Annotated in this window: 23 protein-coding genes and 1 riboswitch; of the genes, 10 read left to right on the forward strand and 13 right to left on the reverse strand. The window is 60.7% G+C overall.

The window, feature by feature from the left end; translation table 11 throughout:
- Positions 1 to 218: 218 nt before the first annotated feature.
- Positions 219 to 2558, reverse strand: a complete 2340-nt coding sequence (gene metE, locus O7A05_RS07345) for a 5-methyltetrahydropteroyltriglutamate--homocysteine S-methyltransferase (RefSeq protein ID WP_337092302.1) — start codon at positions 2556 to 2558, stop codon at positions 219 to 221.
- An 88-nt stretch (positions 2559 to 2646) separates the two neighbouring features.
- A riboswitch (cobalamin riboswitch) is annotated at positions 2647 to 2847 on the reverse strand.
- Positions 2848 to 3352: 505 nt separating this feature from the next.
- On the opposite strand from metE, the gene O7A05_RS07350 reads away from it, so the two are divergent.
- From O7A05_RS07350 to O7A05_RS07390, 9 genes are all read left to right on the forward strand, one after another.
- Positions 3353 to 4102 carry a helix-turn-helix transcriptional regulator gene (locus tag O7A05_RS07350; protein ID WP_337092303.1) on the forward strand — a complete coding sequence of 250 codons (750 nt, stop codon included), beginning with the start codon at positions 3353 to 3355 and terminating at the stop codon, positions 4100 to 4102.
- Positions 4103 to 4383: 281 nt separating this feature from the next.
- The gene (locus tag O7A05_RS07355) at positions 4384 to 4851 is read left to right on the forward strand and encodes a hypothetical protein (RefSeq protein ID WP_337092304.1); all 468 of its coding nucleotides are present in this window, start codon (positions 4384 to 4386) and stop codon (positions 4849 to 4851) included.
- A gap of 515 nt (positions 4852 to 5366) precedes the next feature.
- A complete protein-coding gene (locus O7A05_RS07360) occupies positions 5367 to 6440 on the forward strand; it encodes a DUF418 domain-containing protein (protein WP_337092305.1) in 1074 nt (357 codons plus the stop codon).
- A 1010-nt stretch (positions 6441 to 7450) separates the two neighbouring features.
- The gene (locus tag O7A05_RS07365; RefSeq protein ID WP_337092306.1) at positions 7451 to 9382 is read left to right on the forward strand and encodes an ABC transporter ATP-binding protein; all 1932 of its coding nucleotides are present in this window, start codon (positions 7451 to 7453) and stop codon (positions 9380 to 9382) included.
- A 344-nt stretch (positions 9383 to 9726) separates the two neighbouring features.
- Positions 9727 to 10026 carry a hypothetical protein gene (locus tag O7A05_RS07370; protein WP_337092307.1) on the forward strand — a complete coding sequence of 100 codons (300 nt, stop codon included), beginning with the start codon at positions 9727 to 9729 and terminating at the stop codon, positions 10024 to 10026.
- Entirely contained in the window at positions 10023 to 10454 is a 432-nt protein-coding gene (locus tag O7A05_RS07375; protein WP_337092308.1) for a type II toxin-antitoxin system VapC family toxin, read from the forward strand. Before O7A05_RS07370 ends, O7A05_RS07375 begins: the two co-directional genes overlap by 4 nt.
- Positions 10455 to 10898: 444 nt before the next feature.
- Positions 10899 to 11648, forward strand: coding sequence for a helix-turn-helix transcriptional regulator (locus tag O7A05_RS07380; RefSeq protein WP_337092310.1), 750 nt, complete (start codon positions 10899 to 10901; stop codon positions 11646 to 11648).
- A 75-nt stretch (positions 11649 to 11723) separates the two neighbouring features.
- The gene (locus tag O7A05_RS07385) at positions 11724 to 12326 is read left to right on the forward strand and encodes an acyl-homoserine-lactone synthase (protein WP_337092311.1); all 603 of its coding nucleotides are present in this window, start codon (positions 11724 to 11726) and stop codon (positions 12324 to 12326) included.
- 34 nt (positions 12327 to 12360) lie between these two features.
- The gene (locus O7A05_RS07390) at positions 12361 to 12777 is read left to right on the forward strand and encodes a LysR family transcriptional regulator (protein WP_337092312.1); all 417 of its coding nucleotides are present in this window, start codon (positions 12361 to 12363) and stop codon (positions 12775 to 12777) included.
- 23 nt (positions 12778 to 12800) lie between these two features.
- On the opposite strand, the gene O7A05_RS07395 is transcribed toward O7A05_RS07390, so the two are convergent.
- The 5 genes from O7A05_RS07395 to trbL are packed head-to-tail and all read right to left on the reverse strand — an operon-like array spanning position 12801 to position 17344.
- Positions 12801 to 13028 carry a DUF2274 domain-containing protein gene (locus O7A05_RS07395; RefSeq protein WP_337092313.1) on the reverse strand — a complete coding sequence of 76 codons (228 nt, stop codon included), beginning with the start codon at positions 13026 to 13028 and terminating at the stop codon, positions 12801 to 12803.
- Entirely contained in the window at positions 13025 to 14230 is a 1206-nt protein-coding gene (locus O7A05_RS07400) for a TraB/TrbI/VirB10 family type IV secretion system protein (protein WP_337092315.1), read from the reverse strand. Before O7A05_RS07400 ends, O7A05_RS07395 begins: the two co-directional genes overlap by 4 nt.
- Positions 14227 to 15267 (reverse strand): P-type conjugative transfer protein TrbG, encoded by a 1041-nt coding sequence (gene trbG, locus O7A05_RS07405; protein ID WP_337092316.1) that lies wholly within the window; start codon positions 15265 to 15267, stop codon positions 14227 to 14229. The genes O7A05_RS07400 and trbG overlap by 4 nt, the downstream gene beginning before the upstream one ends.
- The gene (gene trbF, locus O7A05_RS07410; protein ID WP_337092317.1) at positions 15264 to 15950 is read right to left on the reverse strand and encodes a conjugal transfer protein TrbF; all 687 of its coding nucleotides are present in this window, start codon (positions 15948 to 15950) and stop codon (positions 15264 to 15266) included. The genes trbG and trbF overlap by 4 nt, the downstream gene beginning before the upstream one ends.
- Complete coding sequence (gene trbL / locus O7A05_RS07415) at positions 15947 to 17344, reverse strand: P-type conjugative transfer protein TrbL (protein ID WP_337092318.1); 1398 nt, start codon at positions 17342 to 17344, stop codon at positions 15947 to 15949. The genes trbF and trbL overlap by 4 nt, the downstream gene beginning before the upstream one ends.
- A 638-nt stretch (positions 17345 to 17982) precedes the next feature.
- Here trbL and ltrA point away from each other — a divergent pair.
- Positions 17983 to 19509 carry a group II intron reverse transcriptase/maturase gene (gene ltrA, locus O7A05_RS07420; protein WP_337092319.1) on the forward strand — a complete coding sequence of 509 codons (1527 nt, stop codon included), beginning with the start codon at positions 17983 to 17985 and terminating at the stop codon, positions 19507 to 19509.
- Between the two features lie 128 nt (positions 19510 to 19637).
- Here the strand turns inward: ltrA and trbK-alt are convergent, their stop codons facing one another.
- The 7 genes from trbK-alt to O7A05_RS07455 all read right to left on the reverse strand — a co-directional run bounded on the left by trbK-alt (position 19638) and on the right by O7A05_RS07455 (position 25517).
- On the reverse strand, positions 19638 to 19964 hold the full coding sequence (gene trbK-alt / locus O7A05_RS07425; protein WP_337092320.1) for a putative entry exclusion protein TrbK-alt: 327 nt from the start codon (positions 19962 to 19964) through the stop codon (positions 19638 to 19640).
- A gap of 11 nt (positions 19965 to 19975) precedes the next feature.
- Positions 19976 to 20725 (reverse strand): P-type conjugative transfer protein TrbJ, encoded by a 750-nt coding sequence (gene trbJ, locus O7A05_RS07430; protein ID WP_337092321.1) that lies wholly within the window; start codon positions 20723 to 20725, stop codon positions 19976 to 19978.
- Complete coding sequence (gene trbE, locus O7A05_RS07435; RefSeq protein WP_337092322.1) at positions 20722 to 23271, reverse strand: conjugal transfer protein TrbE; 2550 nt, start codon at positions 23269 to 23271, stop codon at positions 20722 to 20724. The genes trbJ and trbE overlap by 4 nt, the downstream gene beginning before the upstream one ends.
- 13 nt (positions 23272 to 23284) lie before the next feature.
- Complete coding sequence (locus O7A05_RS07440; protein WP_337092323.1) at positions 23285 to 23548, reverse strand: VirB3 family type IV secretion system protein; 264 nt, start codon at positions 23546 to 23548, stop codon at positions 23285 to 23287.
- Positions 23548 to 23898, reverse strand: a complete 351-nt coding sequence (locus tag O7A05_RS07445) for a TrbC/VirB2 family type IV secretion system protein (protein WP_463150695.1) — start codon at positions 23896 to 23898, stop codon at positions 23548 to 23550. Before O7A05_RS07445 ends, O7A05_RS07440 begins: the two co-directional genes overlap by 1 nt.
- Positions 23861 to 24859 (reverse strand): P-type conjugative transfer ATPase TrbB, encoded by a 999-nt coding sequence (trbB, locus tag O7A05_RS07450; RefSeq protein ID WP_337092451.1) that lies wholly within the window; start codon positions 24857 to 24859, stop codon positions 23861 to 23863. The genes O7A05_RS07445 and trbB overlap by 38 nt, the downstream gene beginning before the upstream one ends.
- A 214-nt stretch (positions 24860 to 25073) precedes the next feature.
- On the reverse strand, positions 25074 to 25517 hold the full coding sequence (locus O7A05_RS07455) for a CopG family transcriptional regulator (RefSeq protein ID WP_337092453.1): 444 nt from the start codon (positions 25515 to 25517) through the stop codon (positions 25074 to 25076).

Raw genomic sequence — 25517 nt, forward strand, 5'->3', positions numbered from 1 at the left:
GATGCCCTCCCACTCGACGGCATCGTCATTGGCAAGGTGCTGGCTATATTGACCGACGAGCCGGAAGAAGAATCGGACCCGTCAAATCAATGCGGTCAGCGGACTGTCACACACTCCTAACGAAATGGCGTGCCCGTTCGCCCCCCTTGCCGTCACCCAATTTCGATCCGCTTCAGTGCAGTGGATCCGGCCTCCACCGGCGAGGGTATACGCTTTTGCTAGGGGCCCCTCGGTGCGTCTCTCAGAATACGCGCGGCTTCGACCATATTGATGAGTGCCGGACGGACTTCCTCCCACCGACGTGTCTTCAAGCCGCAATCGGGGTTAACCCAAATCTGACTGTCGCAAAGGCGCTCTCGCGCCTGCGAGAGCAGGTTCGCCATCTCGTCGACGCCAGGCACCCGCGGTGAGTGGATATCATAAATGCCCGGTCCAATCTCGTTCGGATAGTTGAACTTTTCGAAAGCGTTGAGCAACTCCATCTGCGAGCGCGAGGTTTCGATGGAGATCACATCCGCATCCATCGCCGCGATCGCGTCTATTATGTCGTTGAATTCGGAGTAGCACATGTGCGTGTGGATCTGGGTCACATCACACACGCCCGTGGAAGCGAGCCGAAAGCACTCGATGGCCCATTCGAGGTAATGCTTCCACTCGGATTTGCGCAGCGGCAAGCCCTCTCGCAGTGCAGCTTCGTCGATTTGAATCACCTTGGCGCCGGCGCTTTCGAGATCACCCACTTCGCCACGGAGGGCGAGCGCGATCTGGCGGCAAACGACCGAGCGCGCGAGATCGTCGCGTACAAAGGACCAGTTCAGAATCGTCACCGGGCCGGTGAGCATGCCCTTAACAGGTTTGTCTGTTAGCGATTGAGCGTACCGCCACCAGCGCACCGTCATCGGATTGGGCCGCGACACGTCACCAAAGATGATCGGCGGCCGCACATAACGTGACCCGTAGCTTTGCACCCAGGCGTGCTGCGTGAAGGCGAAGCCGGAAAGTTGCTCCCCGAAAGATTGCACCATGTCGTTTCGTTCAAACTCGCCGTGCACCAGCACGTCCAACCCAATCTCGTCCTGCCAACGGATGGTCGCCTCTATTTCTTTCCTGAGGAACGCCTCATAGTCGATATAGCTCAGTTCTCCCCTTGCATGGGCCGCGCGCGCATTGCGAATCTCGGGTGTTTGCGGGAAGGAGCCGATGGTCGTAGTCGGGAAAGTCGGTAGCCGGAGCGTTTCGTCCTGAAGCCTGGAGCGCTCAGCAAAGCTGCTTTTCCTACGCATTATGTCTTCGTCGATAAAGGCGAGGCGTCCTTCGACCAGCGGATCATACACCTTCGGGGATGTCAGACGCGCGGCGGCTGCTTGGGTGGAGGACTCCAGCTCTGCTGAAACCGCCTCCCGGCCTTCGGAAAGGGCCCGGGCGATAGTGGTCAGTTCGCCCATCTTCTGCGCCGCGAATGCGAGCCACGACTTTATGTCCCTATCGAGCGCTGTTTCCAGTTCCAGGTCGATCGGCACATGCAGAAGGGAACACGAAGGCGCGATCTCCACTCGCTCCAGTGGCCAGCCCGCGACGACCGGCTTGATCCGGTCAAGGATGGGGCGCAGGTTCGCGCGCCAGACGTTGCGACCATCGATCAGGCCAAGGGAAAGCACCAGGTCCTTAGGCGCAAGCCGGCCGACCGCCTCCAATTGTTCAGGAGCGCGTGCAAGGTCGAGATGCAGGCCCGCCACAGGCAGCGAAAGAGCGGTTTCGAGATTGCCGTCCAATCCACCGAAATAGGTGGCGAGCATGATCTTCAGCTCCGGAGCCGCTTGCGACAGCCGGTCGTAGGCAAAATTGAACGCGTCTTGCTCGTTTGGAATGAGGTCGAGCACGAGCGCCGGCTCATCGATCTGCACCCAGTCGGCGCCCGCCACTTTCAGGCGGCGCAGGAGGAGCTCGTAAACCGGCAGCAGCCGCGGCAGCAGCGCAATTGGGTTGAAGTCCCGAGTGGGCGACTTGGCCAGCTTGAGGAAGGTGACGGGCCCAAGAAGGACCGGGCGGGTGTGAACGCCGAACGCCCTACCCTCGAGGAAGTGATCCACCGGCTTTGACCACGACAAAGCAAAGGCCTGATCGTCGGCGAGCTCCGGGACCATGTAGTGGTAGTTAGTATCGAACCACTTGGTCATTTCCAGCGCGGTGACCGCGTTACCGTGATTGGCATAGTCGAGTCCGGCAGCCTCTCCTTGGCTGCCACGCGCCATGGCAAAATAAGTGTCGAGCGGGACTTCCCCCTCGCTCCAGCCATACCGTGGCGGCACAGCGCCGACCATTGTTGCCGTGTCGAGCACATGATCGTAAAGCGAGAAGTCGTTGGACGGAATAATGGTCACGCCACGGTCGCATTGTTCAGTCCAGTTCTCGACACGCAGCGCCCGCGCCGTTTCGAGAAGGTCGGCAGCGGACGATTTTCGCAACCAATAGGATTCGAGCGCACGCTTTAATTCGCGACGACGGCCAATGCGCGGCACGCCAAGTGTGGCTACCGGAACTTTCTGAGAGAGAGACATACCATACCCCGATATTGGGGCGTGGACGCAAGGCAGACGTTGGCAAGCAGACGAGCCGATTGCTACGCCCACCGAGACACCCCGCCTGTGGACCTTGTTTGCCGTGGCAGGTCTCCTGGCTCGCGGGTCGACACCTCAGCCCGTCTTCCCGAGGCTATTGACCTCAGTGACATGAATGGGCTTGGCTCGCCGCTTACAGTTGCGGGGGCAGCGCCGGCATCTTCACCGGCTTCCCTCTTAGCTCCGTTGCGGCTAACCGCATCGAAGAACCATCGACAACTGGACACTCGCCGAAGAGAAGATTCCTGTCAAGGTGATATAAACAAATCTTTATGTCGTTATCCGATATTGTTGTCGCTCGTGAGCTGCAGATAGCCGCGAAGTCGGTTGAATGCGGCCATCCCTGAAGAGCGCCCGGGCAAGCCCTTCCGCTTCCTCCCCACTGTCCTGATGGCGAACTGTCGCAGGTCCATACCGCCTATTGTTGGGGGTTGACTCCGACGATGCTGGAAGCAACATTCCAGATATACTCGAAATGAGCATAGGCAGATGCAAGCACACGCCATTGCCCGAGCATCCGGCAATATACGCGAGGGAACGGATCGGTCGGCCGGCTTCGCGATTGGCATCCCGCTGTCGACCTTAACCCGAGCAACTCGCTCAACTGATGCAACAAGAATCGAGGAGAGTTGTCGACCAGCACCGGTCGGCCAGCAATGCGGCAGCTTGATGCCTGCAATTCCACCCGAGCCCCAAACCACCCACTATCATCACCATCATGGAAGCAATGCGTTATGGAAGCACCTGCGCTTTGGCGTCGGCACCTCGATGACACGTTCGAGTTTCTCAATCAGATCCGCAAGAGTTCAAGCCAGCAGGAAATCTGCCAGCACCTAATTTCCTATGCCGAGCGGTTTGGCGCCAGAAACGTGCTGGCAGGACCGATCCCACCGCCGCGTGCGCTGAGGCGCGAGCAGATTTCCCATGTGCTGCTTGACGCCTGGCCGCAGCAATGGTCGGAGCGCTATTTCTCCAAAGGCTATCTTCATCGCGACCCCACCATTCAGCTTGTGAAGCGTGGGACCACACCCTTCCGGTGGAGCGAGATTGATCAAGTTTCCAGGGTTTGTTCCTTCGGCCGACAGATCATGGCCGAGGCATCAGAGTTTAATCTGCGTGACGGCTTCACGATTCCGTTCGCAACATTGAACGGACAGCCGGTGGGATTTTCCGTTGCAGGGGAGAAGCTCGAGCCGGGTCCTCACGACCGTCTCGCCTTTCAGTTTGTCGCCGCCTGCGCCTTCGGATGCGCGGCCCTTCTTGCGGATGGCAAACAGGCCTCCAAACCAGTGCGTCTTTCACCTCGACAACAGGACGTCCTGCGCTGGGTTGCCGAAGGCCTCACCGTGGAGCAGGTCGCTGATCGCCTGAACGTCAGCCGCAACACGGCAGATACGCATCTGCGATTGATGCGCCAGAGGCTCGGCGTGACAAGCAACGTGCAGGCCGTCACGACAGCTTTCCGCCTGGGGCTGATCAGCTAGCTCACGCAATCGCGTGATGCCGCATCGATCCGCGATGCACCATTGGTTGACCTCGAAACTGGAGGGACAGCCGAGATGCTCGGGTTCAGCGACAGCATCAAGTCATCCTGGCACGACTGCATAGACGACCCAGATCTCAATCGCTTTGTTGTTTGCATGCCCGACGATGGGTGTGCGGTCGCCGAACCGTCTTCGCGCCTGGGTCTATGATCTCCACATCGGTCCGCGTGAGCATCGACCGGTAATCGACGATCAGTTGTTCGGCGCGGACGCGGCATAGAATGGCCGCCGAAACGCCGCCGTACCGCAACCGAGATCGCGCGCGGTTGGTACGCGAGATCCCATTCCAGGCTGAACCCGCATTCCGCGATCCACAGCTCGACCTCGTCAGCGCCATCGACCAGCCCAGGTCTTGCCAGCTTGAGAATGCCGCTGTCAAAAAGGACGGCTCTCCGAAGGCCGGCCCGCGCCAGTTCCAAACCTGCGAAGCACCGAGTCGCACGGCAGCCTATAAGAACCGCCTTTTTCCACGCAGGCAGTTCGTCGCAGAGCCAAATCGCTCTTGCCTGCACGCTCCCCGCGACAAGCCGGGTTTGTGGCGACAGAGCTTGCCATTTGCCGCGCTGCGGGGGGCATCAGAAGCCAGACGTAACCGCTTTTTCTTCGGCCGTATTCGACTGCTGGCGCAAACACGATGGCCGGTAAGTCACAACGGAAAGCCACTGAAGGCGTTTTCGGCACTTCTTTGAGAGAGTATCCGTCGCACGATTCTAAGCCCGTCAGCTCACGGCGCCGTGCTGTACCCCAATCTTTGTCGAACGAAGTCCACAACTGTCCGGCGTTCGCTCGCCAGCTTTTTGAATTGGTCGTCGTCGATCCCGTCGCCGAAAAAGGCGTGCCGCCTCACTTCGTGATGTCAGTCGTTTGTCGCATATCCGACATTCCCGCCTATCGATCAGCATCTCGACAGCTTTGGCACGGCATGTGCGTGCCTGGCGACAACCGGGCTCCGCCTCGGATCAGGCGAAATCAACCAACCCAGCTCGCCAAACCCGCAGTCGTGTCGGCTCATCGCGCGACCACCCCACGCTGCGGTGACCTATTCCCGCCTGGGTGCGTCTTGCGGCCACGAGCTTGCGGCGCGCTCGTCGCCAACGCACTCGAGGACGCCATGAGCTTTTTTCGACACAATTCGAACTTGGAGGCTAACGCCGGTGTGGCAGGAGGTGCCAATTCGGGTCGTCACTCGCCGGCAAACCGACTTGTGGGCGTCGACCTGGCGCGCGGATTGGCTGTGTTCGGCATGTACGCCGCACATGTCGGACCCTCTCCACGCGAAGGGGGGGTCACCGGCTTTATTCTAGAACTCGCTCATGGTCGCTCTTCCGCGCTCTTCGCCTTCTTGGCGGGGTTCTCCCTTGTCCTCATCATTGGAAGGGTCCCAAAGACAGCACAAGCAGGTCGCCAAGCTCAGATCAAAGTGGTGATACGCGCGCTCATCCTGCTAAGCTTAGGTATGCTGCTGCAGGAGACCGGAACGCCGGTGCGTGTGGTCCTCTCCTATTACGGACTGTGCTTTCTTCTGGTTCTTCCACTCTACCGGCTCGATTCTTTCGCGCTCGCAGCCATAGCGCTTTCGACGGCACTTGTGTTTCCTCAGCTAAGATTCCTGATCAACGCAGTGATGGACAAAGGGATGGACCAACCGCTTATTACCCTGTTGATTAGCGGGTGGTACCCTGCCGTGACATGGATCCCATTCATGATCGCAGGCATGGCGGTCGCACGTCTGAATCTGACGAAAATGATCACCCACCAGTGGTTGGCGACCGCTGGAATAGCGCTCGCCGTCTTTGGATATGGAGGGTCCGCGCTCGCTTTGCACTATGTGCCGGGGGTCGCACAGACGATCACCGCGCAGGGCGGGAAGGTGGGCGATCTCTGGTGGTCGGATGCGGGAGGATTCAACTCGTGGATGGCGTTCGGGGACGAGGCCGTTTGGTTGTGGGTGGCCTCACCTCACAGTGAGACCACCTTCTCGATCCTGGGGAACACCGGCGTCGCCCTCCTAGTTCTGGCGATCAGCCTGGCCGTTTCCGACACGCGTCTTCGCGCGCTGACCGCTCCAATCGCGACTGTCGGTTCCATGTCGTTGACGGCTTATGTCCTGCACATCGGGGGAATCTGGGTGCTCCAGCCAGGATCATCCTCACTCTACCTGCTGGGATTCTTGCTCGCAATCAGTGCGTTCGCAATGTTATGGAGGCGCGCGTTCGGCAGAGGTCCGCTCGAGGCGCTGATGGGCGGAGCCGCAAACTTGTCTCGGTGCGTCCCTTAGCACTGCGCCAGACGAGGGATGAGTATGTACGAGATCTGCGGTCTTTGAGCTCCTACGATTTCGGCTACGCCGAAAACTGATCGGCATATCGGGGGATATGGTTTCGTGTAGGTGCGACCGTGACACGAATCGCCGCTTTCATACTCGTTGGGAGCCACAGAATCCCTCGACTCGATAGGACGCAACCTCCATGGGTAGAGTCGGCCGAGTGACGAGATTCGCGATGATCCGCGTCGCAGCCGTGTGGGTCGGGCCGAGCTGCCCATGACCGGTGGCGTAGTTGACGCGCCTGGCCTTCGTGAATCCCGAGATAGGGGCGCAAGGTCGACTTGTGACGCCTTACCGACTTCACCCAAACGTCGGCAGCAAAATTGTGAAACCCCCGCCATCGGAATCGCTCGGGGCATGGATGTCGTCACAGCGCGATGAGGATCTGTTAATCGCGTCGCTACGGAGATCTGCCGCTGTATTTTGGAGAGTTGAGGAACTCGAACGTGTCACCGAGGACGACCGAAATGCCGAGTACCTCACCTTCTGATCGAAATTGGCGCTCGCCAAATCCGAGATCGTGCTGGAAGCCCTGCATCGTGTCAGGCCCGGGGCCCCGGTACTAAGGCGCTCAGGAGATCGACGCCAAGCCTTAGGCATACAAGCGGCAGGCCGCGGAACCAGCCACATCGTACCCAGGAATAGATAGGCGGCGTCGGGTCGTGTCCCCTTCGGTGACCTGGTATCGGTTGCCCAACGCGAGCGGGATGTCAACGAACGCAACAGGGTAACGCATGTCCGACAATGTCGGCCATGGGACTGCGCTTCGACAATCAACCCGTCGCATTGAAGGGCTTTGACCTGGCACGGCGTTTGCGCGGCAGATTGGCGTTCAGCCTGCAACTCGGCTCAGGAGAAATCATCCCCATCTCAGCATGCCAAACCCGCAGTGGAGTCGGAAATAGAGCGAGCTCCGCCAACCGAAACGAGCATGACCGACACAAAGGCAAGGGAGCAGTCCATTGATCCTTCGCATCAGAGGACGCGAGGTTTTTAGTATGAAGAGCGCCAGTGGCAAAAATCCCAACGCTCCTCAACCAAAGGCTCCTTGTCACAATACGTCCTCGCCACCGGGCGTGCGTTCGACGAAGAAGCGGCTCGGCACGCTTCACGCCATAGCCCTGTTTATAGCCATGGTGTGGCGCACAAGCCCGTATCTAACAATGTCCACATTGCTGTTGAGGCTTGTCGATGCGTTACTTCCCGTCAGCAAACTCTATGTCGGCAAGCTCATCATCGACGAGGTCAGCCACCAAATCCAATTGGGGGCGCCCGCCCTGTCCTTTCATGACGAGCAGTTGCATCAGCTTTTATTGTTGATCGCGGCCGGGTTCGGGCTGGCCGTGTTCACCGATTTGTTTAGCCGCGTCAGCTCTCTCGTGGAAGATGTACTTGCCGAGCGCGTTACAATCGCCTCAAGCGTCCGTCTTATGGAACATGCCGCGACGCTGGATCTAAAGGATTTCGAGGACGCCGAATTTCAGGACCAGCTCGAACGTGCGCGGGTCCAGACAAGCAATTCCATGACGCTGCTCTCCCTTTTTTATCAGGCGGCGGGCATGATAAAGGCAATCAGCTTTGCAGCGGGTCTTTTGATCATTGCTCCCTGGCTGGTCGTTCTGCTGTTGATCGCGGTGGTGCCGGCATTTCTCGGCGAATTTTATTTCAATGCGAGGAGCTATTCGCTCCATTTCAGCCGCACGCCCGCGCAGCGCGAGCATACCTATGTACGCCTGACGGCAACCAGCGTGGAGGCGGCCAAAGAGGTTAAGATTTTCGGCTTGAGCCGCTTTCTCATCGATCGTTATGTGCAGCTTGCAGACCAATTCTATACCGCAAACCGCAAGCTAGCAGTACGGCGCACGATGTGGAGCGGTTTATTCACCGCCATCGGCACCATGGCCTATTACGGCGCTTACGCATACATCATATGGGGTACGCTACAAGGAAACTTCACCGTTGGCGACCTTACGTTCCTCGCCGGTTCGTTCCTGCAACTGAGCGATGCGGTGGAATCGCTGCTGTTGGGGTTCGCCAGAACCGCCGGTCAGGCGGAGTTCCTCAAGGACCTGTTCTCGTTCTTTGACTTAGAGCCTGAAATCCTGACGCCCGAGGATCCGCTGCCTGTGCCTTGTCCTATCCGAGAAGGCTTCGTCTTCGAAAATGTGGGTTTCCAATATCCGGGAGCGCAGCGATGGGCGGTGCGCGGTCTCAGCTTTACGCTACGGGCCGGAGAGGTGTTGGCGCTTGTTGGGGAGAATGGCGCCGGCAAGACCACGCTGGTTAAGCTGCTGGCACGGCTCTACGATCCCAATGAGGGCCGGATTCTACTCGATGGCAAGGATCTGCGCGAGTACGACCTGGCTGAACTGCGCAATTCGATCGGCGTGATCTTCCAGGATTTCGTTCGCTACAACATGACTGCCAACGACAATATCGCGGTTGGCCGCATCAAGGCGCGCGAGGATAGAGATCGCGTAGAACGTGCCGCCGAACGCAGCCAAGCCGGCCAGGTCATCGGCAGGCTGCCGGGCGGATATGACCAGATGATCGGCAAGCAGTTTAACAATGGTGTGGAGCTCTCAGGCGGCGAATGGCAGAAGATCGCGATCGCTCGTGCCTACATGCGTGGTGCCGAGCTATTGATCCTGGATGAACCGACGGCCGCACTCGACGCCCGTTCGGAATCCGAGGTGTTCCGGCGTTTCAAGGAACTGAGCAAGGGCAAAACATCGGTTCTGATTTCCCATCGCTTTTCCAGCGTGCGGATGGCTGACCGGATCCTGGTGCTGGCCGACGGAAAGGTTGAGGCGCAGGGTACACATGAGGAGCTTTTGGCCGAGAGCGGTCGCTACGCCGAGCTCTTCGAACTTCAGGCCGCCGGATATCGCTAGGCGCCCGTTGGCTCGTCAGCGCGAATGGCAACTTTCAAAAACCCAGCGGGCCTGCCTCTGCAAGTCTATTCGGGGGCACGTCAGATGCAGGGGACAGCGCCTTCGATTTGCTAGAGTGGGGGTTGCCACCATTCGGAAATAAAGCCCACGATAACTCACAAACGAAGAACCACGCCATCCGCACAGATCGTGGTGCGATTTTTCGCTTCGGCACTACGCAGGCCAACCTGACGAGCACGTCCGTCTCGTCGCTGCCGTCCGCCGCGTTGCGCCCGCACTAACGCCCTACTCCTTGTCGAAATCCTGTTTCTGGCTATATTACTGGAAATGGTCAGAGGTTCACTATGGGCAGTTCACAGAAGCGTGCCATCCAACAATACCGCTCCCGACTTGCCCTGCGCGGCTTAACGCGTTTCGAAGTGCTGGGTCGTGACGCCGATCGCGATCTCATCCGATCGCTTGCCCGGCGCCTGTCTGAGGATACGCCCGAAGCTTCAGAACTTCGCGCGACGGTGAGCCAGTCGATCGCCGGCGAGCCCCCCAAGCCTGGCCGAATCCTCGCCGCGTTGCTGCGGTCGCCGCTGGTGGGGGCCGATCTCGATTTTTCGCGGCCCCGCGAAGAAGGGCGCAAGGTCGATCTGTGACGCGCTACCTGCTTGATACCAACATCATCAGTAATGTAGTCAAACCACAGCCATCGGAATCGCTCATGGCATGGATGTCGTCTCAACGGGACGAGGATCTGTTCATCGCGTCGCTGACGCTTGCGGAGATCCGCCGCGGTATTTTGGAGAAGCCGCACGGCAAAAAGCGCGGCGCGCTCGACAAGTGGTTCTCGGGGTCTGACGGGCCGCAAGCGCTGTTTGCGAACCGTATCCTCTCGTTCGACGACAAGGCGGCGCTGATCTGGGCCCGACTGATGGCCGAAGGGAGAGCGGCCGGCCAGCCACGCAGCGGGCTCGATATGATCATAGCCGCCGTCGCCGGCGCGAACGAGTGCGTGGTGGTGACGGACAATGAAAAGGACTTTGCCGGACTCGAATTCGTCAATCCGTTACGCGGATCGGTGTGACCCGTTGGCGGGTTAAAGAATGCTCGGGAGAGCAAGACGGCTGGACTTAGATCGGGGGCTGGTTCCCCCATCGGCTGCGGCCTGCTCAGGTTCTTCCGCTTGCGCCACCTGACTGTCGCAGGGCCATACCGCCTGTTGTTGGGGGTTGACTCCGACGATGCTGGAAGCAACATTCCTGATATACTCGAAATGAGCATAGGCAGATGCATTCACACGCCATTGCCCGGGCCTCCGGCAATATACGCGAGCGAACGGATCGGTCGGACGGCTTCGCGGTTGGCATCGAGGCCGTTGTCGACCTTAACCCGAGCAACTCGCTCAACTGATGCAACAAGAATCGAGGAGAATTGTCGACCAGCACCGGTCGGCCAGCAATGCGGCAGCTTGATGCCTGCATCCCACCCAAGCCCCCACCCACCATCACCATCATGGAAGCAATGCGTTATGGAAGCACCTGCGCTTTGGCGTCGGCACCTCGATGACACGTTCGAGTTTCTCAATCAGATCCGCAAGAGTTCAAGCCAGCAGGAAATCTGCCAGCACCTAATTTCCTATGCCGAGCGGTTTGGCGCCAGAAACGTGCTGGCAGGACCGATCCCACCGCCGCGTGCGCTGAGGCGCGAGCAGATTTCCCATGTGCTGCTTGACGCCTGGCCGCAGCAATGGTCGGAGCGCTATTTCTCCAAAGGCTATCTTCATCGCGACCCCACCATTCAGCTTGTGAAGCGTGGGACCACACCCTTCCGGTGGAGCGAGATTGATCAAGTTTCCAGGGTTTGTTCCTTCGGCCGACAGATCATGGCCGAGGCATCAGAGTTTAATCTGCGTGACGGCTTCACGATTCCGTTCGCAACATTGAACGGACAGCCGGTGGGATTTTCCGTTGCAGGGGAGAAGCTCGAGCCGGGTCCTCACGACCGTCTCGCCTTTCAGTTTGTCGCCGCCTGCGCCTTCGGATGCGCGGCCCTTCTTGCGGATGGCAAACAGGCCTCCAAACCAGTGCGTCTTTCACCTCGACAACAGGACGTCCTGCGCTGGGTTGCCGAAGGCCTCACCGTGGAGCAGGTCGCTGATCGCCTGAACGTCAGCCGCAACACGGCAGATACGCATTTGCGCTTGATGCGCCAGAGGCTCGGCGTGACAAGCAACGTGCTGGCCGTCACGACAGCTTTCCGCCTGGGGCTGATCAGCTAGCCTCACGCAATCGCGTGATGCCGCATCGGTCCGCGATGAACCATTGGTTGACCTCGAAACTGGAGGACAACCGAGATGCTTCATGTCGTCACGTCGCACAATGCCGACGAATATCAGGCGGAATTGGATCAGGCGTTCCGTCTGCGCCACAGGGTGTTTGTCGAGGAAAAGGGCTGGACGGACCTGTGGCGTGAAGACGGTCGTGAAGTCGACCGCTTTGACGACAGGCGTGCCGTCCACATGCTCTTCACCGAGCAGGACCGGGTGGTCGGCTACCAGCGCCTGCTGCCATCGATGCGACCTCATCTTCTGTCGGACATTTTGCCGGAACTGTGCGAAGGCACGCGTCCAGTGGGCGAAAACATCTGGGAGTGGTCACGTTACTGTGTCGAGCCGCAATATCGCGAACGCGGACGGATGCTGAGCCCAGTTGCCAATGCGCTGTTGTCCGGCATCGTCGAGTGGGGCTTGGGTAGCGGGGTCGACACAATCATTATCGAAATGAACCCGCTGTGGCTGCTGCGCCTGGTTCAGTTGCATTTCAAGGTGACGCCTCTGGGACTGCCCAAATTGATCGCCGGGGAAGAAACGGTCGCAGTGACAGCCTGTTTTGATGAACGCACGTTGCAAAGGCTTCGTGAGACACGCAGCCCAAGCAACAATAGATCCGCATCGTAATCGCGAGTCACGGTTCGCGCACGGAAGAGGTGCCATGCGCCGCTCCATCCAGCTTCTCACGCTTCATTTTGCCACCGTCGTCGCCGAGGAAGGCAGCTTCCTCGGCGCATCCCGACGGCTGCGGATTCATCATTCCGCGCTCAGCAGGCGCATAAAAGATCTCGAACTAAGGCTGGGCGTGACTCTGTTCGAACGTCACCCTGGCGGGGTCAAAGCAACGGCTTCAGGCGAAACTTTCCTGGCCAAAATACGGCGCATCTTGAAAGACCTGGACGACACGCTCCAGGGAATTGAACCAGCCGATCCGGTAAAGATCGGAGAGCTATCGGCGGGAGTGGATACGCCCCTTTGCAACTGTGCGTTCCTCAATGCCGTCGTTGGATCCTTGGGCAAAGATCCCGACGTGACTGATTTAATCGACTTTCTGCGCAAACATCATCCGGCGCGCTGATCCTCCAGCATCGTCCGCTGAAACTAGCTATCCCTGTGGTCGCGCCGGACCCGTGCAAACGCCCGATCCGTCGCCATGAACCGCGACACCATGGGCGCAATCAGTTTCGCTGGATCTGCCACTGGCTGACCTGTCTCCCGGCCCAGGACTTCGGCGTAGGCGAGCAGATCGCGATGAACGGCGGCTGGCAATTCGACCGTGAGCTTGACCGGCCGATCGTCGGGAATAGCGGAGAGTTTCAGCTTGGTCATGACGGATCCTTCGCTTCACCGTAGGGCTCCAGAACGAGATCGCGATTGACGATGACCCGAACCGGGAACCCTGGCCGGATGGTCAGTGTCGGCTGGACGGTAAGCTGGTTGCGCACGACCTGCTGGCCAATGTTGGAAGCTGAATCCTGTGCGCCTTCGCGAATGGCCTTGGCGATATTGCTTTCGTCGTTGCTGGAACCAAGAGACGTCCCTATCCCGAGCAGGGTCGAGACCGCGGCAGCCCGGAACAATTGGCCCCAGTGATGGTCAACCTCGTCCTCAAGCCCGGAGAACCCTTCAGTATCCGCACCCTGCTGGCGCTCCAGCACAATCGAGGTGCCGTTGGGCATGATGAGCCGGTTCCACACCAGCAGCACGCGCGACTGACCGAAGGCGACCTGGCTGTCGTATTGCCCGATCAGTCGCGCGCCTTGCGGAATCAGAAGATACGATCCTGTCGGGGTGTCAAAGACATTCTGCGTGACCTGAGCGGTAATATGGCCTGGAAGATCGGACCGAATTCCGGTGATGAGTGCGGCCGGGAGGATCGTTCCGGCCTGCACGATGTAGGGCGAGGCTTTTTCGGCGAGACGATCGGGGCTGACGGTACGGCGATCCGGCTTGGCATTGACGAAGGCGAGCTTGCGATCCTGCATATTTTGAGCCGGGCCTGGGTCGAGTGCCGACGACTCGGAGAGAGGTGCGGACGCGGACAAGGCGTCGCCGCTCGCGGCAGAACTCTGTCGCGCTGGATTGGCCCGCGCGTTGCTGTCGGTGAATAGCTTCGCCACGCGGGCGGCTTCGATCTCGGCTAAGCGGCGTTGTTCGTCCGGATCAGCACGCGGTGTGCGGATGTCCGGCACCTGGACCAGTTGTCCGCGCTCTTGGGCGCGCAGGATCGGCCGTCCGAGATCGCCAGGCAAAGCAGGACCGAGTTTCGGGACGCCCGAATAGTCTTTTGGCAGGCCCTGCAGGCCGTCGGCGGTCGTACGGTTTTCCGTCGTGATAAGTTCGGACGGCTGCTCGTTGCCCCGTCGTCTGCTATCGAGTGCCCAGATCAGCGTTCCGAGGATCGCGACGCTTGCGACGCCACCAAGGCCAATGAGCACCTTGCGCGACAGCCGCGTCACCCTGGCGGGTTGGGGGTGCAGGCGCAGTTCCGTCCTGATATCAGGGTGCGATGAATTGGCAGTGTCGTTCATCGGAACAGCCCCGCGCGGCGCTGTGACTTGCCGTCCGTGCGCACGATCCGGACGCGCTTCTCGCTCGTCTTATCCCCAACCCTCAATTCGGCCGCGGCAAACAGCCTGTCGACGACGTAATAGTTTTGCCGCGCGCGGTAGTTGACCAGTTCGGAGTTGCCGGATGGACCGACGACGAACAGTGGCGGCATGTCACCCTGGCCGATGCCCGATGGGAATTCGATATAGACTTTTGCGCCGTCGTCGAAAGCGCGCAGTGGCCTCCAGGGTGCTGGGTCACCTTCGATGCGATAGCGGAAGTTGAGTTTTTGGATGTCGACGCCAGACGCCACAGGCTGAGCGGCGGAAGCCTCCGCGTTCTGGCGCCGAAGCGCAATGATCTGATCTTGCGGATATTGCCATGAAACCGAGGCCATGTACGTCTTCTCGGTCGAGCGCAGCTCGATATGATAGGTGCGCCGGTCGCTGTTGATGACCAGGTTGGTCTGGAGATCGGGACGCGTCGGCTTGACGAGAATGTGGACCTGCAAGCGCTCCCCTGCCCCACTTTGCGTATCGCCTATGATCCAGCGCACCGTGTCGCCGGCGGCGACAGGACCGGAGCCGACAAGCTGCTCGCCGGGCTGCAGCGCGATGTCGGTGACCTGACCGGGAGCGGTATAGACCTGGTACAGCGCGCCCTCGCTCCAGGGATAGAGTTGGATCGCATTGATGAAGCCGTCGCGGACGGGCTGCATTCGCGCGGCTTCGTTCGCCTGGCTTATACGCAGCTTCGGGTCGGCAGCCTCCGCCTTGGCCTTGCCGCTGCCGACGGGCTTCAACTGGCCAGGTAGCGGGAGTGGTTTTGGAAGCTCCACCACCTTCACTGGACCGGGCGGGTCGGCTTTCCGCAGTGCGGGCGCGGCATCATCATAACCGACCTCCGGCGGAACGTATTTTTTCGAGGCGCAACCGACGAGCGCCGTCGCCGATAGCAGGCCTGCGGCAAGCACACACGCCGCCCGTTTCCGTGTCGGTGTTCGTGCGGGATGGATCATGAAAGCTCCTTCGACCAGTTTATGGCGTTGACGTAGACGCCGAGCGGATTGGCTTTCAGCCGCTCGGCATCACGGGGTTGCTGAATGACAATGGTGAGAATGGCGGTCCATCGCTCGGTGCTGGCCAGACTGCCATTCTCATAGCGGCGCTCGGTCCAGGCAACGCGGAACGAATCCGGTGAGGCACGGATGACGCTTGAGACGTCGATCGCGACCTGGACCTTGCCAACCTTGGCAAAAGGATCGTTCAGGCGGGCGTAGTCGTTGAGAGTGATGGCGCCACGATCGGTGGTGTAGTCGTAGGCGCGCAACCAGTTCTGACGCACGATGACGGGATCGTCCGGAATGCTTCTTACCTGTTCGATGAAGCGGGCGAGATGCCATGCGATTTGCGGATCTGTCGGCTTGAAGTCAGCCATAGCCGCGGCGACCACCTGCGCCTCACCAAACTTGTCGACTTGAACCACCCAGGGAACGACGGAGCCGCGCGTCGACTGCCACACCAATGCCGAAGCGAAACCGCCGGCGAGCACGAGGGAACCGAAGGCGATCAGCCGCCAGTTCTTCGCCTGCACGCGGGCCGAGCCGATGCGCTCATCCCAAGCCTGCGCGGCACGCTGGTACGCCGTCTCGGGCTGAGGCCTCGTGCTATAACGAACTGATGGTCGTTTGAAAGGGTTCATCGGTGGTCATCCTGATGGAGAGAAACATTCATCGAGCCGCCGCCATGATCGCCTGAGCGGATGGAATGAGCCGCCGTGCTGGCGCCATGGCTCATGGCCTGGCTGCGCTTCATGCGAGTGGCCCATTCCGGCGGCGAGCCGGCGGTGGAGTTCGAAGGGGATGCGGTGGACGATCCGGCAAAGGAGGAACTGTTTGCGGCTTCGCCGGTAACGCCGACCGGCGATTGTCCGCCGGTCGCAGTCCACCCGGCTGAGCGACCCGCTTGATTGCTGCTGCTCAGCCCCGACGCCCCACGCGACATGGCTTGCCTGACCGGCTGAATGGCGGCCCCGACCCCGGCCCGGGCGATACCGCCGAGACCGGCGGCAACTGCGGCGGCGCCGCTCTGTCCTGAGGCAGCAGTGGCGAGCCCATAGGCGGTCGACGTGCTTCCCGCCAGATGCGCACCGCCGCGCGCCGCAGCAGCCGACATGCGGCCTCCCGCGCCAACAGTATTTGCTGCACCACTCAGCCCCGCACGCGTGCCCATGTAAGTCGCAGCGCCGAGACCGGCAGCGGCGATGCTGGTTCCGACGGCTGCACCTGCACCGAGTTGCGGAGCGCCGGAGACAAGGCCCGTCGCAATGCCAGGGCCGAAGATCGAGAGCCCCATCAGTGAGAGCGCGCCGAGCACAAGCGACAGTGCATCGGTAATCGTGGGTTGTTCGGCGAAGCCTTGCGTGAACTCGCCAAACAGGCCCGAGCCGATGCCGACGATGACGGCGAGCACGAGAATTTTGACACCGGACGCAACGATATTGCCGAGCACCTTTTCGGCCAGAAAAGCGGTCCTGTTGAACAGCGCAAACGGGATCAGCACAAACCCGGCAAGCGTCGTCAGCTTGAACTCGATCAGCGTGACGAAGATCTGCACGGCCAGAATGAAGAAGGCGATGAGCACGATCGCCCAAGCGATCATCAGTACCGCGATCTGCACAAAATTCTCGAAGAAGGAGACGTAGCCCATCAATTGGCTGGCGGCTTCGAGGATCGGATTGCCAGCGTCGATACCAACCTGCGCGACACGGCCTGGCTGCAGCAGCGCAGAACCGGAAAGTGTCGACCCTCCCGCCTTCAGGCCGAGCCCCGAAAGGCTCTCGAAGACGATGCCGGCGAGGCGATTGAAGTTGCCGATGATGAAGGCGAAGAAACCGATGTAGAGCGTTTTCTTGACCAGCCGGTGCAGAACGTCCTCGTCGGCGCCCCAGGCCCAGAATATCCCCGCAAGCGTGATGTCGATGACGATCAGGGTTGACGTGAGAAAGGCGACTTCGCCGCCGAGCAGACCAAAGCCGGAATCGATGTAGCGGGTAAAGGTTTCGAGAAAGCGGTCAATGACGCCGGTGTCGTTCATGTGCGTTAGGTCCTAATCAAAGAAAGGAGTGCTTTGATTTTATTGTCGTTTCTGATCTCGCGGGGTGAGAGACCCTGCACGTCGTGTGACGCAACATGCGACGATGAGCGGATGGGTGAGGCAAACCGGGTGCTTCCGGGGAGCCATAAATCAGCAGAACCCATCAAAGCCGGACGGACGGGGACTTCCGATCCCGTAGCCGGTCCGGCCAGCGAGCTTGCCATGGCGAGGGAAACCGAACCGATGGCGGACGCCTCGTCAGACACTGGAACCTGCCAACTCGGAAGTGGGCGGGTCGGCACGTGGCGTGAGCCGCGAGCCGGTGGAGCGTTGGTCCGTGCTATGGGCACATGGACTGGGGGCCAGCAGCGTGCTGCGGGCCAGCCTCGATATGGGTTTGCGTGGTATCGAGGCCGGATTCCACACGGGGTACAGTCGGCGCCTAAAGCAGGCGAGAGATCAGTTGCGGAACCTAAGAATCCTGTCATCGCTTCCGACGCTTTCGAGCGGTGGATGGCTGAAGCGACCAGCGATCGCGGTGACAGGGGGCGGAGCCTTCGTAGTAGTCGGGGGACGGGAAAGCCGTCCACATGGCGAAGGGAGGCAGTGGATACAGCAAGCAGGCAGGAGGTGGACGTATGTCCGACGTGGTGAATACCTCGTTTGTCCTCGACATGCAGCGCAAGCTGTATCGGTGGAGCAACGAGGACCCCGACAAGGTCTTTGTTGATCTGTTCAATCTCGTATGCGACCGCAGAATCCTGAACGAGGCTTGGCGAAGGCTCGCCCGCAACAGCGGCAGCCAGACACCGGGCACTGACGGGATGACGCGGCGCACGGTCGAACAACGTCCCGGTGGCGTAGCGGCGTTCCTCGAAGAAATCCGAGAGGCGCTCCGCAACGGAAATTATTGCCCGGAACCTGTCAGGCAACGGCTCATCCCGAAGCTCGGCAAACCGGGACAGTTCCGGCCACTCGGCATTCCCACGTTGATCGACCGTCTGGTGCAGATGGCTTTGAAGCTGATCCTGGAACCCATCTTCGAGGCGGACTTCTATCCGACCTCCTACGGGTTCCGGAAAGGACGGAGCACCCATGATGCCCTGGAGCGAATCCAGAGATTCCTTCAACCGACGAAGCGTGGACCTTCGGTCTATCGCTACGCCATAGAGGGTGACATCAAGGGCTGTTTCGACGCCATCGATCACCACGTCATGATGGAGGGAGTGCGACGACGCATCGGCGACCGCAAGGTGCTGAAGCTGATCCTCGCGTTCCTGAAGGCGGGCGTGATGATCGAGGGGACCATTCGTCACCCTGTAACCGGCTCGCCGCAAGGCGGGATCATCTCGCCGATGCTGTCGAATATCTATTTGACGGCCGTCGATGAGCGTTACGGGCGGTGGTCCATGCGCCCCCGTGAGCCAAGTATAAATGCCGCTGCTCGAAGGGTCAAAGACCACAAGAAAGGCAGGCCGGTGTTCTACATGGTGCGATACGCGGACGACTTCGTCGTCCTCGTTGACGGCACGAGGGAGCAGGCGGAAGCGGAAAAGTTCGCGCTGGCTGAGTTCCTGAAAACGGAGCTCCGCATGGAGTTGTCGATGGAAAAGACTCGGATTACCGACGTCGGGGAAGGCTTCGACTTCCTCGGCTACCGGGTGGTGCAGACCAAGGCGCTCCGTACGGGACGTCTGGTTGGCAACCTCTTCATACCGAAGGGCAAGCTGAACGACCTGCGCCACAAGATCAAGGGTATGGTGAAGGGCATTCCCACGGGAAGTGCGCTCGGCCAGCTCATCGACAATCTCAATCCTGTCCTCACGGGGTGGAGGAACTACTACCGATATGCCACCAAGGCTTACCGGGAGTTCAGCCACTTCGACTTCTGGATATGGCAGCGCGTGGGGCGCTGGCTGAGGAAGAAATATCCGAAGGCAACGTGGCCGACGCTGCGACGCCTTCACTTCCACAGCGCTCCGGGAAAGCGAAGGCAATGGACCGACGGGTCCAAACGCCTGCGGTTCCTCTCCGAGGGAGGAACCATGCGTTACCCGGACCAGAGCATAGCGAAACCGAACGGATGGAATTCGGAAGAGGAGCACCGCCAACGCGAAAGCGTGCATGTCTTCTGGGACGCATTCCAACGCCTCAGACATATCTGAGGACCACCCATGGGCGCACGAGCGCCCATGCATGGAGAGCCGGATGCTTGGAAACTTGCACGTCCGGTTCGGGAAGAGGGATGGAGAAACTTGTCTCCGAAAGGGGATGGAGCGCTTCATCTCTACTTTCACGGCGTCTTGTCCTCGTCGAGCGAGCGGTCGATCCGGCCAAAGCGGCCATCGGCCGGCCATGCCGGTTTGTCGCGGTTGCCAGGCATGAAGAAGCGGCGTCGGCTTTCTTCCCAAGCCGTCTTGCAGGCAATGTCGCGGGTGGCCAGTTCGCCAAGCGCGCGGCAACGCATGAGCTCACCGACCAAAGGACCGCCATCGGGGTCTGCCGGGCGCAAGGTTGGCGGAACGGTGTATTTGTCGTCGTTGCGCGAGATGATGGTGATGGCGACCGCTAGTGCGAGCGCCGTCACCCCGATCAAGCGGGCGGTTGTCTTCACGTCCATCGGAGAAATCCTCAGTCGTGGAACATGCGAACCGAGGACGGGCTATAGGTTTTGCCGACCATGAAGCGGCTGAACTGTTCTCGGGCCTGTTCCTGCGCCGCGGCCTGCCTGGCGCTTTCCAGCGCAGCGGCCCGTCCTTGCGCGGCCATCATCGCTGTCAGATCGGCGACCTGCCTTGCCTGGACGGCGAGAAGCTGGTTGCCAGCTTGCGTCGCCTGCAGGATGCCGACGGCCGACTGGCTGGCGTCGACGGCCGTGCTCGTCTGCTCTCGCGTCCCTTCAATATTGTCGACGGCGACGGCTCCGACTTTCAACGCATGCTCGAACGCCGAAACCGAGGTCTCCCAGCGATCTCGCGCACCATCGACCAACTGCCGGCTGGACAGATCCGAACCAAAATTCTCATAGGTCGACTTGAACTGGCTCTCGATGTCCTGGACGCTGTAGGCGAGCTTGTCCGCCTGGCCGAGCAGGTCCTTCATCTGCGAGAAATTGCCTTCGATCTGGCCGAGCAGCGATGCCGGCAGCGAGGTGAGGTTTTTCGCCTGGTTGATCAGCATTTGCGCCTCGTTCTGAAGCGATGTGACCTGGTTCTGGATCTGCTCCAGCGCACGCGCAGCCGAGAGCACGTTCTCCGCATAATTTCTGGGATCGAAGACGATGAATGCCGATGCGGGCGCGCACGACAGGACGACGCCGACAGCGACAACACTGGCCGCAGCCAAATGCCGGACACGAAGACGGTTACGGACGGAATTCATGACGAATCCTCCTTTGCGGATTGCTCGATGACATTGGTGAGGTGGGGAACGAGGTCAGCGGCCCAGGACAGGTCGCGATCGGCAAGCCAGGCCTCGAGGAAATGTTCGCGACCGCTCTCGGCGATGATCCGCTCGATTGCCGCCTGGTCGGTCTTCGAGGAGGCGGCGCAAAGGGCGAGCGCGATCGGACCGAGGCCGAGTTCGAACAGCCGGTTGCCGCGCCGCGACTGGCAGTAATACTCGCGCTTCGGCGTCGCCCGGGCGACGATCTCGATCTGGCGGTCGTTCAATCCAAAGCGCCGATAGATGTCAGTGGTCTGCGGCTCGATGGCACGCTCGTTCGGCAGGAAGAGCCGCGTCGGACAGCTTTCGACGATTACCGGCGCAATTTTACTGGCATCGATGTCGGAGAGCGATTGCGTGGCGAAGATGACGGAAGCATTCTTCTTGCGAAGCGTTTTCAGCCATTCGCGGAGCTGTTCGGCGAAGCCGCCATCGTCCAGCGCCAGCCAGCCCTCGTCGATGATCAGCAGCGTCGGCCGTCCATCCATCCGCTGTTCGATGCGATGAAAGAGGTAGGCGAGCACGGCCGGAGCAGCACCCGTGCCGATTAGACCCTCGGTCTCGAAGGCCTGAACGGAGGCTCCGCCTAGACGCTCGAATTCGGCGTCGAGCAACCGGCCGTAGGGACCACCGATACAGTAGGGTCGCAACGCCTGTTTCAATGGCGACGACTGCAGCAGCACCGACAGCCCGGTCAGCGTCCGCTCTTGAACCGGGGCGGAGGCCAATGACGTCAGCGCCGACCACAGATATTCCCTCACCTCCGGCGTGACGGGCACGCCTTCGCGCTGGAGAATGTCGACGAGCCAGTCGGCCGCCCATGCCCGTTCGGGCGTGTGATGAATTCCGGCCAGGGGTTGCAGCGAAACGTCGCCGGTACCATCGGTCAGGTCAGCGAATGTGAGCAGCGCAAGCGGATCATCCGGGCTCTGCCCACTCGCCGGGTTGCCGCCGAGATTCTGCCAGTCACCGCCCATGGCAAGCACGGCCGCACGGATCGAGCCGCCGAAATCGAAGGCGAAGATCTGATTGTCTGGATAACGGCGAAACTGCAGCGCCATCAATGCGAGCAGAACCGACTTTCCGGCCCCGGTCGGGCCGACAACAAGCGTATGGCCGACGTCGCCGACATGCAGGCTGAACCGGAACGGCGTTGTGCCTTCCGTCCTGGCGAAGAACAGTGGCGGTGCCCGAAAATGCTCGTCAGTTGCCGGCCCGGCCCAGATCGCCGAGAGCGGCATCATATGGGCGAGATTCAACGTCGACAGTGGCGGCTGGCGGACATTGGCATAGACGTGACCGGGAACACTGCCGAGCCAGGCTTCGACGGCATTGACGCGCTCGACGATGGCAGTGAAATCGCGGGACTGGATGATCTTTTCCACCAGCCGCAGCTTCTCGTCAGCGATTGCCGGATCGGCATCCCAGACCGTTACCGTCGCGGTGACGTATGCTTCGCCGATCTGGTCGGAGCCGAGTTCCTGCAGGGCCGCATCGGCGTCGGCGGCCTTGTTGGCGGCGTCCGTGTCGACCAGCACCGACGCCTCATTGGTCATCACCTCCTTGAGGATCGCCGCGACGGATTTTCGTTTGGCGAACCATTGCCGGCGGATTTTGGTCAGCAGGCGGGTCGCGTCGGTCTTGTCGAGCATGATTGCGCGGGTCGACCAGCGGTAGGGGAAGGCAAGTCGGTTGAGTTCATCCAGGATGCCCGGAAATGTCGCGGTCGGGAATCCGATGACGGTGAGTGTGCGCAGATGGAACTCGCCGAGCCGCGGTTCGAGCCCGCCGGCCAGCGGCTGGTCGACCAGCAACGCGTCGAGATGCATCGGCGTCTCGGGAACGCGCACTCGATGGCGCTTGGTCGAGACCGTCGAGTGCAGGTAGGTCAGCGTCTGGCTATCGTCGAGCCAGTCGACCTCGGGAACGAACCCTTCAACGAGGTTTACGATGCGATCGGTGCCATCGACAAAACTCTTCAAGAGCTCCCGCGGATCAACGCCGCCTTTTTCCCGGCCCTCATAGAGCCAGCTCTCCATCCGAGATGCTTCCTCGGCCGGCGGCAGCCAGACAAAGGTCAGAAAATAGCTGCTCTCGAAGAGCTCGCCATGCGACTCGCCACTCCCCCACCGGGGCGATCCCTGATCAGCCTCGCCGTCGAACTGTTCGCGGCGTTCAAGGTCGACCAGAGCTGACGCGCTGTCGGGGAAAAGACCTTCCGGATAGTGTTGCGCTGCAAGCCGAGCTGCTTCGACGAAGATCGCCCAGCCGGAGCCGAGACGGCGCAGCGCATTGTTGAGACGTGCTGTCGTGCTGACCAATTCGGCCGGCGTCGCGCTATCGAGATCAGGGCCGCGAAAACTCGCGGTTCGCTGGAAGGAGCCGTCCTTGTTGAGGACGACTCCCCGCGCCACCAATGCAGCCCAGGGCAAATAGTCGGCGAGGTTTTTGGAGCGCCTGCGGTATTCGACGAGGTTCATCATTGGAAGAAGCCCCTTAGCAGCCGAAATGCGCGGGATAGCGAAGGTGCCGGCGAACCACGTCGACGAATTGCGCATCGCGCTTCGCCGCCAGGACGGCCGCGAAATGTCCCATCGCCCACATCAGTATGCCCACAAGCCAGAGCCTGAGACCGAGCCCGACCGCGCCGGCCAACGTGCCGTTGAGAATAGCGATAGCGCGCGGCGCGCCGCCGAGCAGAATTGGTTCGGTGAGTGCACGGTGGACCGGCGCGAAGAAGCCGCGGACTTCCTCCTCCATCAGATCAGTGCTCCGCCGCCGAATGAGAAGAAAGACAGGAAGAACGAACTCGCCGCGAAGGCGATCGACAGCCCGAAGACGATCTGGATCAACCGCCGGAATCCGCCCGAGGTGTCGCCGAAGGCGAGCGATAGGCCGGTGACGATGATGATGATCACCGCCACGATCTTGGCGACCGGTCCCTCGATCGATTCCAGGATCTGCTGAAGCGGCTGCTCCCATGGCATGGAGGAACCGGCCGCACGCGCGGGCACGATCATCGTGGCAACGGCCGCAGCAGTAGCGGCGGTCGGCAGAACGACCGCACCGATGCTACGGATAGATGATGAAATGAAGGGGATCGGATTCATTCTGTGGCTCCATGGAGGACTGCGGATCTGGTTTTGGGTCGGCCGCGATTTTGGCTTCGAGGATGCGGTAGTCGCCGGTGCTAGGATCGAGCCCGTCGACGAGTGCGATCTCGACGAGGCGGCGGGCCGAACCGCGGCCGGCAAGCACGGCGACGATGTCAACTGTTTCGGCGATCAGCGCGCGCGGAACGGTGACCACGGCTTCCTGCACGAGCTGTTCAAGCCGACGCAGCGCCCCAACGCCGGAGCTGGCGTGGATAGTGCCAATGCCGCCCGGATGTCCGGTGCCCCACGCTTTCAAGAGATCGAGCGCTTCCGCGCCACGAACTTCACCGATTGGGATGCGATCGGGACGAAGCCGCAGGGAAGACTTCACCAGATCGGAGAGCGATGCGACGCCATCCTTCGTGCGGAGCGCCACCAGATTGGGCGCTGCACACTGCAGCTCGCGGGTATCTTCGATCAGAACGATACGGTCCGACGATTTGGCGATTTCGGCCAGGAGCGCGTTGACCAGAGTGGTCTTGCCGGTAGACGTCCCGCCTGCAACCAGGATGTTCTTGCGCCTTGTGACCGCCAGTTGCAGCACGTCGGCCTGGCTCTCGGTCATGACGCCGGACGCGACGTAATTCTGAAGCGTGAACACGGCAACCGCCGGCTTGCGGATGGCGAAGGTCGGCGCCGCCACGACCGGTGGAAGCAACCCTTCGAACCGTTCTCCCGTCTCTGGCAGTTCGGCCGAAACGCGAGGCGCGGCGGAATGAACTTCCGCGCCGACATGGTGGGCGACCAGCCGCACGATGCGCTCGCCATCAGCCGGGGTCAGGATGTCGTCTGTAGCGAACAGCCCCTCTCTCAGCCGGTCGACCCACAGGCGCCCGTCGGGGTTCAGCATTACCTCGACTATGGTAGGGTCTTCGAGATAGCCGGCAATTGCTGGACCGAGCGCCGTCCGCAGCATGCGGGCGCCACGCGAGACCGCTTCCCTGCCGGCTTGATAAGTGATTGCCACGATGATCCCCATTTTCCGGGCGATTTTGTTTCGCGCCGCTGACGGGGATGATTAGAAGAAGCAGGAATGGCTGCCTTGCAACAAGGAAAACGGCCGGCGGCAACGCGACGTGCAGAGACCTGCAAAATGCGGTGCAAACGATTTGGCCGACCGCCTCTGCTTGCTATTTCGCGTGCGGCTCAGCGGTGTCCGCCGATGATGGAGGCCCAATGTCTTCGGCAATTTCTTGCCTGAGCTTTGGTCCCTTGCTCAATCTGCGCCCGAGCGCATCGATGAAAGCATCATAGCGCTGCCGACCTTTTGCGCGCGCTTCGGGCTGAGCGGCGTCAGGTAAGGCGGGAGTTGAGGTGAGCCAGAAGCGCACGAACAACGCCAGGGTCTCGATTGAGATACCGAGATCGCGTTCGACGCGCTGAACGCGCCGGTCGATCTGGTCGAGCCGCCTTGTGATTGCCGCTTCTTTGCGCTCCTCAGAATCAGGGGAGAGAAAAGAAGCGATGGCCGCCTCGGCGATCAGCGACAGGGACACATCCCTCTTTGCGGCGTAGTCGGCAAGCGCATTCATGACCTCCGGTTCCAGATAGGCTGAGAGACGGCGCTTCTTCAT

Source organism: Mesorhizobium argentiipisi (SeqCode), assembly GCF_037179585.1.
In the GTDB taxonomy this organism is placed as follows: domain Bacteria; phylum Pseudomonadota; class Alphaproteobacteria; order Rhizobiales; family Rhizobiaceae; genus Mesorhizobium; species Mesorhizobium argentiipisi.

Excerpts from the sequence above, each read along its gene's own strand:
- O7A05_RS07385 (WP_337092311.1), top strand. The coding sequence starts at position 11,724 with ATGCTTCATGTCGTCACGTCGCACAATGCCGACGAATATCAGGCGGAA.
- O7A05_RS07380 (WP_337092310.1), top strand. The coding sequence starts at position 10,899 with ATGGAAGCACCTGCGCTTTGGCGTCGGCACCTCGATGACACGTTCGAG.
- O7A05_RS07395 (WP_337092313.1), bottom strand. The coding sequence starts at position 13,028 with ATGACCAAGCTGAAACTCTCCGCTATTCCCGACGATCGGCCGGTCAAG.
- trbE (WP_337092322.1), bottom strand. The coding sequence starts at position 23,271 with ATGATGAACCTCGTCGAATACCGCAGGCGCTCCAAAAACCTCGCCGAC.
- O7A05_RS07370 (WP_337092307.1), top strand. The coding sequence starts at position 9,727 with ATGGGCAGTTCACAGAAGCGTGCCATCCAACAATACCGCTCCCGACTT.
- O7A05_RS07455 (WP_337092453.1), bottom strand. The coding sequence starts at position 25,517 with ATGAAGAAGCGCCGTCTCTCAGCCTATCTGGAACCGGAGGTCATGAAT.
- trbF (WP_337092317.1), bottom strand. The coding sequence starts at position 15,950 with ATGAACCCTTTCAAACGACCATCAGTTCGTTATAGCACGAGGCCTCAG.
- trbG (WP_337092316.1), bottom strand. The coding sequence starts at position 15,267 with ATGATCCATCCCGCACGAACACCGACACGGAAACGGGCGGCGTGTGTG.
- O7A05_RS07440 (WP_337092323.1), bottom strand. The coding sequence starts at position 23,548 with ATGGAGGAGGAAGTCCGCGGCTTCTTCGCGCCGGTCCACCGTGCACTC.
- O7A05_RS07390 (WP_337092312.1), top strand. The coding sequence starts at position 12,361 with ATGCGCCGCTCCATCCAGCTTCTCACGCTTCATTTTGCCACCGTCGTC.
- O7A05_RS07400 (WP_337092315.1), bottom strand. The coding sequence starts at position 14,230 with ATGAACGACACTGCCAATTCATCGCACCCTGATATCAGGACGGAACTG.
- trbJ (WP_337092321.1), bottom strand. The coding sequence starts at position 20,725 with ATGAATTCCGTCCGTAACCGTCTTCGTGTCCGGCATTTGGCTGCGGCC.
- trbL (WP_337092318.1), bottom strand. The coding sequence starts at position 17,344 with ATGAACGACACCGGCGTCATTGACCGCTTTCTCGAAACCTTTACCCGC.
- trbB (WP_337092451.1), bottom strand. The coding sequence starts at position 24,859 with ATGCTGCGGACGGCGCTCGGTCCAGCAATTGCCGGCTATCTCGAAGAC.
- trbK-alt (WP_337092320.1), bottom strand. The coding sequence starts at position 19,964 with ATGGACGTGAAGACAACCGCCCGCTTGATCGGGGTGACGGCGCTCGCA.
- O7A05_RS07350 (WP_337092303.1), top strand. The coding sequence starts at position 3,353 with ATGGAAGCACCTGCGCTTTGGCGTCGGCACCTCGATGACACGTTCGAG.
- O7A05_RS07355 (WP_337092304.1), top strand. The coding sequence starts at position 4,384 with ATGGCCGCCGAAACGCCGCCGTACCGCAACCGAGATCGCGCGCGGTTG.
- metE (WP_337092302.1), bottom strand. The coding sequence starts at position 2,558 with ATGTCTCTCTCTCAGAAAGTTCCGGTAGCCACACTTGGCGTGCCGCGC.
- ltrA (WP_337092319.1), top strand. The coding sequence starts at position 17,983 with ATGTCCGACGTGGTGAATACCTCGTTTGTCCTCGACATGCAGCGCAAG.
- O7A05_RS07445 (WP_463150695.1), bottom strand. The coding sequence starts at position 23,898 with ATGAATCCGATCCCCTTCATTTCATCATCTATCCGTAGCATCGGTGCG.